Origin of the sequence: Lactobacillus melliventris (genome assembly GCF_042679465.1) — a bacterium.
GTDB lineage: Bacteria > Bacillota > Bacilli > Lactobacillales > Lactobacillaceae > Lactobacillus > Lactobacillus melliventris.
Map to the genome: position 1 here is coordinate 92,722 of NZ_JBHTMT010000008.1, position 12,491 is coordinate 105,212.

Annotated in this window: 10 protein-coding genes and 1 pseudogene; 2 read left to right on the top strand and 9 right to left on the bottom strand. The window is 32.2% G+C overall.

Annotated elements, in window-relative coordinates; translation table 11 throughout:
* Positions 1 to 66 precede the first annotated feature (66 nt).
* Positions 67 to 1,342 (top strand): annotated as a pseudogene (locus tag ACFQ32_RS09095) (ISL3 family transposase).
* Positions 1,343 to 1,489: 147 nt separating this feature from the next.
* On the opposite strand, the gene ACFQ32_RS09100 reads toward ACFQ32_RS09095, so the two are convergent.
* The 8 genes from ACFQ32_RS09100 to ACFQ32_RS09135 form a co-directional block, all read right to left on the bottom strand.
* The gene (locus ACFQ32_RS09100; protein WP_046324380.1) at positions 1,490 to 4,270 is read right to left on the bottom strand and encodes a DNA methyltransferase; all 2,781 of its coding nucleotides are present in this window, start codon (positions 4,268 to 4,270) and stop codon (positions 1,490 to 1,492) included.
* A 198-nt stretch (positions 4,271 to 4,468) separates the two neighbouring features.
* Positions 4,469 to 4,762 carry a HigA family addiction module antitoxin gene (locus ACFQ32_RS09105; RefSeq protein WP_046324379.1) on the bottom strand — a complete coding sequence of 98 codons (294 nt, stop codon included), beginning with the start codon at positions 4,760 to 4,762 and terminating at the stop codon, positions 4,469 to 4,471.
* A 248-nt stretch (positions 4,763 to 5,010) separates the two neighbouring features.
* Positions 5,011 to 6,243, bottom strand: a complete 1,233-nt coding sequence (locus ACFQ32_RS09110; protein WP_046324378.1) for a tyrosine-type recombinase/integrase — start codon at positions 6,241 to 6,243, stop codon at positions 5,011 to 5,013.
* A 64-nt stretch (positions 6,244 to 6,307) separates the two neighbouring features.
* A complete protein-coding gene (locus ACFQ32_RS09115) occupies positions 6,308 to 6,511 on the bottom strand; it encodes a hypothetical protein (RefSeq protein WP_046324377.1) in 204 nt (67 codons plus the stop codon).
* The gene (locus ACFQ32_RS09120) at positions 6,501 to 7,541 is read right to left on the bottom strand and encodes a Rep family protein (protein WP_046324376.1); all 1,041 of its coding nucleotides are present in this window, start codon (positions 7,539 to 7,541) and stop codon (positions 6,501 to 6,503) included. The genes ACFQ32_RS09115 and ACFQ32_RS09120 overlap by 11 nt, the downstream gene beginning before the upstream one ends.
* Before the next feature lie 163 nt (positions 7,542 to 7,704).
* On the bottom strand, positions 7,705 to 8,160 hold the full coding sequence (locus ACFQ32_RS09125; protein WP_046324375.1) for a hypothetical protein: 456 nt from the start codon (positions 8,158 to 8,160) through the stop codon (positions 7,705 to 7,707).
* Positions 8,157 to 9,296 carry a chromosome partitioning protein ParA gene (locus ACFQ32_RS09130; protein ID WP_052724623.1) on the bottom strand — a complete coding sequence of 380 codons (1,140 nt, stop codon included), beginning with the start codon at positions 9,294 to 9,296 and terminating at the stop codon, positions 8,157 to 8,159. The genes ACFQ32_RS09125 and ACFQ32_RS09130 overlap by 4 nt, the downstream gene beginning before the upstream one ends.
* On the bottom strand, positions 9,277 to 9,615 hold the full coding sequence (locus ACFQ32_RS09135; protein ID WP_046324373.1) for a hypothetical protein: 339 nt from the start codon (positions 9,613 to 9,615) through the stop codon (positions 9,277 to 9,279). The genes ACFQ32_RS09130 and ACFQ32_RS09135 overlap by 20 nt, the downstream gene beginning before the upstream one ends.
* A 186-nt stretch (positions 9,616 to 9,801) precedes the next feature.
* On the opposite strand from ACFQ32_RS09135, the gene ACFQ32_RS09140 reads away from it, so the two are divergent.
* Complete coding sequence (locus tag ACFQ32_RS09140) at positions 9,802 to 10,977, top strand: hypothetical protein (RefSeq protein ID WP_046324372.1); 1,176 nt, start codon at positions 9,802 to 9,804, stop codon at positions 10,975 to 10,977.
* A 292-nt stretch (positions 10,978 to 11,269) separates the two neighbouring features.
* On the opposite strand, the gene ACFQ32_RS09145 is transcribed toward ACFQ32_RS09140, so the two are convergent.
* Positions 11,270 to 12,490, bottom strand: a complete 1,221-nt coding sequence (locus ACFQ32_RS09145; protein WP_046324371.1) for a hypothetical protein — start codon at positions 12,488 to 12,490, stop codon at positions 11,270 to 11,272.
* Position 12,491: the final 1 nt, after the last annotated feature.

Genomic DNA, 12,491 nt, shown 5'->3' on the forward strand with positions numbered 1-12,491 from the left:
CATCTTCCTCTTGCTTCTTGTAATAAAATATTAACTTCACCCAATATTTTATAGAAGGTTTGAATTATGTCCTCTTTTAATAATTATATTAAATTTGTTCTTGATATTAAAGATCAAAACATTGTTTTTGAAGATTATTTCTTCCGTTTGGCTAACGGCTATAAGCAGAAGATTTACCAAGCTGTCTTATTGCAGCCCAGTTGTCCCTTTTGTGGCTCACAGGAGCTGCGACACAATGGCCGTTTGAAAACCGAAATCCGCTATCCTGCTGCCAATGCCAGTCAGCCAGTCATTATTAGACTTTTTAAGCAGAAAGTCTGGTGTCGCACCTGCAATAAACGCTCAATGGTTCAATCTGACCTGGTAGGCAAATACTGCTGTATTTCCCAGCATTCTAAGCTCAAAATTCTCAGTGCTTTAACAGAAGACCGCTCAATGACCAGCATTGCCCGGGAAAACAATGTCTCTGTCAAAACGGTGCAAAGAGTGCTGGGCTTCTTGCTCGCATCAGTTTAGTAGCAGCTATGATTATTTGCCGGAGCATCTGGCCTTCGACGAGTTTAAAGGCGTTGACCGCACCTTGCATTTTATTTGTCTTGATGCCGACAAACACGAGGTGGTGCAGATTCTCCGAACACGCTATAAAAAAGCAATCATTGCCTACTTCAAAAAGTTTTCGCCAGCGGCTTTGCAAGGCGTCAAAACAGTTTCTCTGGACCTGAATTTTTACTATCAGGACATTGTGCGAGCATGCTTCCCCAGCGCTGAGATTGTGCTTGATCGCTTTCACATGGTACAAATGCTTACGCGTTCCTTCAACTCCCTGCGCGTGCAGGTCATGAAGAAATTCAAAAAGATCAGCAGAGAATACAAGCTGCTTAAATCACCGTGGAAACTGTATCTCAAGAAGTACCAGGCACTCGACCAAATTCATCCGCATTACAATTGGCACTACAAAGAAAATCTGACGCAAGAGCAGATAGTCAACGAAGGCATCGCCTGCAGCACGGAGCTTACTAATGCCTACAACCTGCTGCAGGCATTTTATGATGATTTGGCTGCCAAAGATCCGCTGGCAATTAAAGAAGTGATTCATGCTAAAGAAGAAGTTGGCTGGCAAATGCATCAAACCCTGTTAACTTTTAAGCATAACCTGAAAGCAGTAATTAACGGGATAACATTGAATTATTCCAACGGCTGCTTAGAGGGCTTCAATCGCAAGATTAAACAAATTGAGCGCACAGCTTTTGGCTACGCCAACTTCCACAATCTGCTAACCAGGATTAGATTAGCAGAAAACAAGGTAAAAGAAAAAGAACCAAGCAGTTTTTTAGCTGCTTGATTCTATTCATTTAAGCTCTATCAACAGGATTTGACAAAGAGCCTTATTTTCAACTCAGTATTGACTTACAAACTGCTGAATTTTTGATAATTCAAACAATCACTCTTTTTGTAAATCAATGTTTTGTAAAGATAAAATGATTAAGTATTAATTATCTTTACTTTTAATCAGTTTGCTATATAAATCAAATAAGAAAGCGACAGCATCACTTTCTGTTGTAGTTTTAACTGGTAACCCATACGCTTCCATTACTGCACGATCATTGTTTTGATGAGCCTTTAGAAGTTCAGGTGGCATAGTTAATGGATCATATAAATCGGCAAGTGAATCTTTAGGATATAAAGCACGAGCGTCTAAAATAGCTTGTGCTGTTTTTTCTATCTTACTTTTTTGTTTATCACTTGGATTTGGCCAAGGAAAATTATTATAAACGATATTTTTAGAATATTGGTAATCACTTTTCATTCTTCCAGCTACAGTCTTCATCCAGCCCATATGCATATTTGATTCAAGGATTCCAAATTGATATAATCCCGAATCAGGTAAAATTAATGCACTTCCTGTAATAATTATTGTAGGATCAATATATGAAATAGGAATATATTTTCTATTTTGAGAAGATACTTTTGGAAAAACTAACATTTTTGTATCAGGTTGTCTAATTTCACCAAATAAACTTGGATTTTCAGCTAATTTTTTAGTTTGAAACCTCAAACTAGATTGTCTATAAGACTTAACATGTTTTATTCTATTCATAATTATTTTAGATTTTCTATATTCATAAGGGTTAACCCCCTTAAGCCATATACACCATCTTTTTTTATTTTGAATAATTTCCCTACCACCAAAACATAATCTAATGAATTTACTATTATTACTATTTTCTTTTAAAAGCTGAGCAACATCATCTTTTTCTAAAATAAGATATCCATTATCAATAGGCATGCTTCCATATCTCATTTCAGGAACTTTGGACACAGGCTTTGTTCTTGAAACAACAAATAATTTCGGATTTGCATCAATTAAATAGGGGTTTATTTGTTTAGCTGTTCTCCATAATTTATTAGAAAAATAAATTTTTTTATCTTTCTTAGAAAACTCATTATTACTAAATCCTATTATAACAACATGAACATGTGCACCATTTTTTGTGTCATTATTCCATCTAAATGAAGTATAGGCAAAGTTAATAGTTACACATAACTTTGACCATAAAATCGGAACTTGTTCCCCTTGAGTAATACTATTTGTTGAAACGAATGCGCACTGGACATCATATTTTTTAACATAATTTGATGCTTTTTTATACCATCCACTTACATAGTCTAAATTGCCAGTTTTTTTATCATTAAAAACTCTTTTTAACTCTTGTTTCTGTTCTATGCTTTGTTCTTTCTTACCTATAAACGGAGGATTTCCCATAATATAATGGCAAGCATAATTCGGCAGCACTTTATTCCAATCCATTGTTAGTGCATTTCCCTCATGAATATGCGAATAAGTCTTTAAAGGTAAGAAATCCCAATTAGCATAAACAATTTCTTTTGTTTCTTCTAACATTTGACTTTCAGCAATCCAAAGAGCAGTTTTTGCCACAGATACAGCAAAGTCGTTTATTTCTATTCCATAAAAGTTTTGAATAGTAACTTCTACTATTTGTTGGCCTACATCTAATTGGACATTATCACCATATATTAGCTTAATTGCTTCATTTTCTAGTTTTCTAAGTTGTAAATATGTTTCTGTCAAGAAATTACCAGAGCCACAGGCAGGGTCGAAAAAAGTTAAGTTAGCAATTTTATCTTGGAAAGCTTTTGCTTTTTTCTTTAATTTTGCTGGCTGCTTAGTTTTCTTAATTTCATTGAATTCATCTTTTAAATCGTCAAGAAATAAAGGATCTATCACTTTATGTATATTCTCAACAGAAGTATAATGCATTCCACCTTGACGTCTAGTTTCTGGGTTTAAAGTAGATTCAAAAACTGCTCCAAAAATAGTTGGACTTATTTCAGACCAATCAAATTCATTACTAGCTTTATTAAGTAATAAGTCTCTTAATTCATCAGTAAAAGAAGGTATTTCAATTTTCTCATCTGAAAACATCCTGCCATTAACGTAAGGAAATTCTGCAAGTACAGGTTCATCATCAGCTAAATAAGGATCTCTATTTTCTACTTTTGTGTCCAAAACTTTAAAAAGATTGATTAATGCTGATCGAAAGTGATGAGCGTCAAAATCCTTTAGGTAATCGTGAAACATATTTCTACGACCAAAAATTCCGGCATCTTCTGCATAAAGACAAAAAACAATTCTCACACAAAGCTGATTAATACTTTTTTGAGAAAATTCACTGTCAGGATCCTTGTATTGCTTTAATAATTCATCATAAATTTGGCCAACTAATTCCCCGGCTTCTATTGAAACTTGTTTTTCTTTTTCCAAATTTTGATTACTTTTATCAACTAAGAAATCCAAGCGATAATATTCATTCTCAAGATTTTTTAGCTCAATTTTATCAGGTTCAGAATTAGGATGTTCCATGTCGTAAACTCGAAATTCCTTAAAATTGCAAGTTACAATCCATCTAGGTCGTTTTGAATATGGCAATCCAGCAGAATATCTCTGTGCTTGTTGAAAGGGAGTGAGAGATGTTTTATCAGATTGTCTGATTGGCTGCTTATCTAAGTTTTTATTACTACCCTTTTGCTCAATCATCACATGAGTCTGATCAATATATGCATCAATAAAACTATCGTGTTCAAGATGCACCTTTTCCTCAAAATGAATAAAATTTTCTGGTTTTTCTACATCTAACACATTATGTAACAATGCTAACCAGAATGACTGACTATCTTGCTTTTCACGCCCACGATTTTTCCAATCATTAATAAATTTTTTTGCATTTTTCTTTTGTGTTGCAACATCCATTATTTTATCCTTGTAACTAATCTAGTAATTAATTCTATTATACAAAATAGCGTTTCTATTAGAATATAAAAATTCGGACCAAATTCAGTTTTTATATTTAATTTCAGGAAACTTTTACCTACTAAGAAATATAACTATATACCTACAATTATTTTAAAAGACTATTTCAAATTTCAAACATATCAACGGATAAAACAGCTATGCAGATTGGTACTTTTTTATTTGATCGTATTCTTTACCCTTTTTTATCTTAGCATTACAAAAATCTATATCTTCCTGTAAATTTAAAAAATATTTGTCACTCACGCCAAATACTCTACCTAACCTAATAGAAGTATCGACTGTTATTCCAATTCTATCATGCAATATGTTTTGAATTCTTGAAGTAGGCACACCTATTAATTTTGCTAGTTTATATGCAGAAATTTGCAACGGCTTCATAATTTCTTCTTTTAGTATTTCTCCAATTGTGGGTTTCGTAATTTTACTCATTTTATTAAACTCTCGATTAGTGATAATCAACAATTTCTACATTTGTAAAAATATTTTGTTTTTATTCTGAAGTTTTACCTGATTATCCAAATCTATTTAATACAGGTGCAATATAAAAAACCTTTCAAGCGCTCACCCATTAGGACTTCTTTGAAAGGTTTTGAACTATCTGAAATTTAAAAATGCTGATTGCCAGTGTAGCATTAACCTTTTAAGCCTTGCTAATCTAGCATTTACAACTATTGTATCTAATTTTGTGTGACTAACTGTGAGCTAACGACATTTAACATATCTTCGTTCTTATCTTGGTCAACATGAACATAAACTTTCATAAACGTTTTTAGTGAATGTCCTAACCGATAAGCTGCCCAAGGGTAACTCATACTTGGAATATTAGCTAATTTAGTTGCTATAGTATGACGACAAGTATACATACTAACACGCAAGCCACGATTATTAACGCCTATCTTTTTACAGATTTTACGCATCATGTCATTTAAGCCACGTTGATCTATTGGCATCCCTAACGAACATAAATTATAAGTAGTTAATGCTAATAAAATATAATCCTGTTCATTATCTAAACCATATTCTTGCAATACATCTGTTTGCTTTTCTTTAAAAATCATTAATATTTGATATAAGTTTTCAGATATTGGCAAAGTTAATCTTTTAGCCCCTTTAGGTCTAGTTTTCAAATGACCATTTAGCTTCTTTGCCTTGCTATTCCAAGAATCGTTAATTTCAAACACTACTTTACCATGATCTTTAGTCAAATTAGCCCATTTCAAAGCTTGAATTTCTTGCGGTCGCATTCCTGTCTCTAAAGCAATCCAGATTGCCAAGCGACTACACCAATAATTAGGTTTTATTGACTTCAACCGCTCCTTAATATCAGTGATAATGGCAATAATTTCTTTATCAGAAAAAACATATTTTTCATCTGGTACAGTCATTTCATCATTACGAAAGAATTTATACAAGGCTTTTATAGGAACAGGATTTTTTACTATCTTGTCCAGTGAACTAAAGTAACATCTAATATTTTGTAATTGGCGGTCAATTGTTGTATGTGGTGCTACACTGGCATGATGTTTTTGCACATAATTACGGGCAAACTGTCGAATATCAGTTTCAGTAATATCTTTTACTTTTTTATCACCAAAATAGTCTTTTAATAGCCTAATTGTATAAGTCCATGCTTTATAAGTAGTTGCCGATTGCCATCTACCTAACTTATGCTCGCTTTCGATAAAACTTTTATATGATTGCACTAGCGGTTGACTCAGTTCTTGGTAATTGCCGTGCGGATTAGAACGGAAATCTACCCACATTTTTTCATATAAAGCCTTAGCTGCCCGATAATTGTCGGCAACTTGACTAGGAACAGGAATAACTTTCCCAGTATGCTCATCTCTTGGTTGTATTCTTACTCGATACTTACCAGCTTTCTTTCCTTTATTAATTTTACTAATTGGCATGTTTATTCTCCTTTTACTTTTAGGAAGAACATACCCTTGATTACTTTAAATTTTACCACAATAATCACCGCTTTCTGATCCAATTTACTACTTCATCATAGTTATAAAATTTCCTACCCCCTGGCGTTATGCGGTGAAACGGCATACCTAATTTAGTTAATTTGAAAAAATAAGTATTAGAAATTTCTAACTTTTTTGCTATTTGTCGGGCATTTAATAACTCATTGCCAAACATTTTTACATCTTCTTTCATTGTTTTATCTACCACCAAATAACTCTTCAAATTCAGATTCATTATCTTGAAAAACTTCCGCAATAAATTTTGGTGTAATATGAATTGCATGAACCCGCCTTTTAAGCTGTTCAAAGGTATCTGTTTTTTCATCAGCAATTTTCACATGTTGATAAAATTCAAACGGACTATAAGGAGTAGTAATAATCAACATTTCAACATTTAATTTCACATCATGGTAGCGTCTTGGTGCTACTTTATCATGCTCATAAGGATCTAGTAGCCTTAATAAGTCGGCATATCTAAAATCATTGGGACGCAAATCATTCAGAATTACATAATGTTCACCATGATAATCTTGAAAGTAATCCCGACTGCTGCCTAAGATAGCAACTTTTTCACCACGAACTAGCTTATTTGCATAACGTGTTTTACCAACTCCAGCTTCGCCCCATAACCAAATTGTTTCTGCTTTGCGATCATGATATTCATGTAACCATTCCTCATGCTTTTTATCCGCAATTAATTTAGTAATATTGTCAATCACGCTTTTTCTTTTAGCAACTTCAGCTAAACCAATAATATCCGCTAATTCTTGATAATCAATTTCTTCATTAGCATATTGCGTTAAGAAATTAGCCACTACTTTAGAATTTAACCTGCTTTGGTTAACACTGCTTTGTATTTCAGTAATCCTTGCGGGAAAATCAAATGAAGCCACCACACTATTAGGATCGTATTGATACTTATCTTTAGCTTCCAATGTTGCATGAATTAGATAGCTATAAGCATTACTGATTCTTCCTTGCCAAACTTCTAAATATTGCGGTTTATCATTAAAAAGCCTTACAACATGAGAAAGTATTTGCGGATTAGCATATTTTAAGACCACATGTAGATGTTTCCTAATTAGCCTATTACCTTGATCCAAATCTTGGTCATGAATGATATAAGCCCACTCTTGAATATTAGCCTTAGTTAAAATATTGGTTAGTTCAGTAAAATCTATCTTTAAATGGGCAAAATCTTGCATATACATAAACTGTCTAGCTCTAATCTCTGCCATATAATTCCCTTCTGCACAGTTTGCACACTTTTAACATTTGCCATAACAAGCCCAGCAAATGTTGTCACATCAGTGCTTAGCACACTTACACAGTAGAATATTTATAAATTATGCAAGGTGCCATTCTTTTTGTCTTGAGGACAAAGCTGGCACCTTGCTTCTATTAAATTCTTGTACCGGTTAAAACAAACTGATCATGATAATAGTCTGGTCTACTTACAAAACGATAATTGTCTAAATTATCCATTAAAAATAATCTAAAATCTTCTGAACTAAGCATTTCCCTAATTCGCTTTTTAACTTCTAATTGTGATGATAATTGAAACCAGCGTTTAGTTGGAACTATTATCTGCACACGCCCCTTATTATCAAGGTATTTAACACTAGCCCAACAAACCACTTTGTTAACAGCAGAAATTATTTTATCTGGTTTTTCTGGTTCCATGAGCTTCAATGTTTGTTCTAAAGCAATGGTTTTAGAAATTGATTTACCATAAAATTTCAGAAAATAATGTACGATTAACAGAATTACTAGAATAATCAGCAAAATTACGCTGATCTTGCCAAGCAAAGCAATTAATTTATCAAATAACTTATTAATTAAGTCTATTCCCTTCATGATTCTTCTCCTTTGGTTATTGTCGGCATGGCAAGTGGTTCAATCCCGTAATGTTTACCATCATTAATCTCAATTATTCCCGTTCCTAAGCCGCCAATAGGGATAGACAAGCCATCAATCATTGACGGGAACAAATACTGAACGGTTGCCTTATCTATTCGTCCTAGCAAAATTCTAACGTTCATCTGTGAGCGAATTGGAATAGGCACAATATCATTTCTAGCAATTTGACTAGTAATAATTAAATTAATTAAGCTTTCTCTGCCAAGTAAGGCAATTAATTCTAATTCGCGGTATAAATCTTTAACTTGTCTTGAAGTTGACGCTAAACCCAAAGTTAAGCTGGCCATTTCTTCCAAAACAACAAAAATTGGTGGCACATTGATTTCGTTAGCGTCAGTGCTAATCTTATTTGAAACTTCATAAAGCTTACTTTGCCTTAACTGCATTTCATTAACCACAGCAGCCAATTCCGCATTCACCCTAGTTAGAAAATCTTCTGGTCGATCGCTATCTTCTGGAATTAATAATTTAATTTCAGAGTGTTTTTTAGCATATCTCGCACCATCAGACTTTTTGGGATCAATCATAATAACTTGTGCTGGTTCATCACCATTTTGATTAGTTAAACGACTAATTATTTCTTCTAAATAACGTAAGGCATAGCTTTTACCGCTACCTGTATTACCGCTAATAATCCAAGTGGTGGCATTCCTGCCAACAGTTAATCCCCGCATCAACGGTATTTCCTTATTTAAATCATAGTCAGCCACAATTTTAGTAATTGTGCCGACGAAACGTTGTTTCTTACCCTTGTAACCTGGAAAATAAAAACCCCTAGCTGTTGCTAATTGTTCACCGTCCACTTCTACTAATTGCATGGAAGTAGGTCTAACACAGGTATATTCAGGGAAAACAGCTGCCGAAATAATATCGTAAATACGATAATAAGTATCAGTATTTAATACCAAATTTGTTGGGTAGCGCGGAATAAACAAGAAACCATACGGCTCCTTAATTACTTCTAAGACCAGATAAGATTGCTTAATTGTACTTGCTTCATCAGATAAGACACTATCAAGCACATTTTCAATGTAATTACAGATAGTTGTATGCTTACCCTGCAATGATCTCATCTCCTTTAATGGAAACCTGAACATAGCCCCGTTGATTAGCCCACAGATTGACTTGATCATTCTTAATAGAACTCTTATCAAAATCGATCATTTTACCAGCTTTCAAATCACCAACTTTTTTAAGCTTAAAGTTTAGCATTTGGCCATTATTAACATTATTTTTATCAACCGTGATTGCCATTCTTACTAGATAAGGATATTCAGCAACATCTTTGGCATTATCATACTTTTCACTGGCTTTACGTTCGCTTATACCTGTAATAATTGCGGTGATACCAGTTAATACTTGTTTTGCTGTTAAATTTATTTTGATTGTCATACTTATCTCCAATCTAATCGCTTTTTTACATGCGCTTACATAATTAGGTGTAAAATTTTATTTACACCCATATCAAATACTGAAGATGTCTTTGATTGCAATCAGATTTAATCTTCACAATTGAGTATATGCCTTTTAATCAAGAAAAAGGTTCCCGAAAAAATTCAGAAAAAAACGGAGTAAAAAATGCCTAAACTACCAAGAATTCCAAGTACATTAGCCGAATTAATCAATAGTTATAAAAAAGAAAAACATATTAGTGATATTCAAGTTATTAAAAAAATCAACAGTCTAATTGAAAACGAAAATGATAAGATTCAATACAAAGTAGATAGATTTCAAAAATTGGGAAAAGCAAAGATATTGATTCCTTCAACTTTTTCAGATTGGACTAATTTAACCTCCAAAAATCCTAAACGTCCTATAAATGGTGTTCAGCGACAAGCTATCGCAAATTTATTAAACAAAGATTATATTGAAACAATTTTCGCTAATGGAGCAGAAATTATTCCATTTATGGATAAAGTCTTTTCATATATCTGCGATGTTTTGACAAAAATTCGCGATACACCAAAAAAACGTAAATTTCCAGAGTTTAAATCTCTTAACCAAGAGACTTTAAAAGAAGATTTAATTAGACGCGGTTATGAACAGATAGCTACGCTAATTGATCCAATATGTACTTATGAAATAGCAAGAAATTTTATAATGTTTGAAACAGACAGGATATTAAGTAACATTCAATTAACTTCAGTTGTGACGTGGCTAAAAATCAATTATGACACTTCTATAGGTAGAGCTGGATTACTAACACCTGAATTATTTAACACAATCAATAGTGGGGAAGCAATTTTTCCAAAATTCTATGCTTTTAACACAAAAGTACCAATAGAGTTACTAAACAAAAGTTACATAGACAATGAGTCAATATATAATTTCTTAATATTAGCAATCAAAAAAATTGAATCTCTTCTATTAAGAAATATCTTTGACGAAAACCAATCCAATTCACTGGACAAAAACTTTAAATTCTTAAGATACAAGAACTTATACAAAAGTTTAAGTAAAGAAATAAATCAGTTAAACACGATGCCTAGAAAAGAAACTAAAGCAATCATTAATTCTGTTATCGGACTAATTAAATCCTTAATAAGTAAAATAGCTAAAATTGGGGTTGAAAATATGGAAATAATAAACAATTCTGGCTACGCTATTCCACCAATTACTTCAATCACATCTGCACATATCATTGTAGGAAAAACACTCTTAAATTCCTCAATTAAAGAGACAGATGAAGAAATTATAATTCTGATAAATAAATTCCAAAATTCTTTTTTTAATACACAAACCCAACACACATAAAATAAAATGCACTACCCCAATAAAAAATGATCTGAACCCTGAAATTAATTTGTCCTAATTTTAGGGTTCAGATCAAAATACTATAATAGTGTATTAATAACAATGTAATTATAGAAATGTATACTTTTTTAGGCTGTACGCTAAACTGCCTAAAAGCTAAATAACTATTTGAATTTAACAAGCTTCAATTAAAAAGAGTTACAATTGATCAAAATTGTAACTCTATAAGAAAAAGTATTTCTTAACTTAACGACATTACTAAAATTAAAACATCGCCTTTTTATTTAAATCGTTATATCTTATTTGGCTTTAACAAATTCAACAATATTTTTTCTTTCTTTTCAAGATCTAATTGAGAAGAATAATTAAAAACAACAGTATAAGCCTGAATAGTCATCCAATTTTCTTCTGTTATGATTACTTTCCGATTATCGAGATAGGATTTTTTAAATAGTATCCAATTAGGAAAATCTAACATATTATTTATTAATTTTTTTTGATTTAGTGAAGAAAAACGTGGTGAAAACGAAATTGAAGTCAGTCTATTACGTAGTTTTAAATTACCCAATATTATAGCGTCTGTTGAACTAGTCAACAATTTAGCATACATTTGTTTAACATCTACATTATATTCTGCCATAATCAGTTCAGGAATATATGCTCCTCCAAATCTTGCTGCTCCCTCACAAAATTTAATTGTTCGTTTTTTAGTATCAACAAACCATTCAAAGTGAAAAGGAATAACCTCTGCATTAGTTGAAACATTGATTAAAATGTTTTTTGCCATCTTTTCTATTTTTTTTATTAATTTTGGATCTTTCTCATACAAATCAGCTGTTTTAACTTTTAAAGGAGCAGTATTTTTTTCAGAATCAGAGATTTTTTCACCATACTGATGAATAGTAACAAAAATATTGCCATTAGTATACAAGCCGTCGCTTGTATACATGCTGGTATAATTTACTTTTTCCTCCATCAAATAATTATTTAACGAGATTGGAATATGATTAAGATCTGACTCTTTATTGACATAGTATTGCCCACGGCTTGAATATAAGGCTCTCGGCTTTAACACTATACCATTCGGGTTTGTTTTTAAAAACTTCTTTGCATTTTCTTTTCCTGTATATTCTGAAAAATTAGGTTCTGGTACAATATTTCCAAGAAATGACCTCATTAATAGTTTGTCTGTCAACAAATATGAAGTAACTGCAGACAAACATTTTTTATTTGATCTAGAATTTCTGTCATTTAGTATGCCACATAATTCTACTAAATTTTCGTCAAAGGTCACACATCCAACATTCTCATTACTTATATTTTTCGAAATATTTTCAACCGCTTCAACAATATTTTCTATAGAAAAATCATCAAGTTCAATTGTGTCGATATAACTTGGAAAAGTTTTTTTCTTATATGTATGAATTATAACCTTAAGATTCTCATTTTTTCGTATAGTTTCTACAAACGTCTTAACACTTTGATAGCCAAATTCATGAATTAATATTATCATT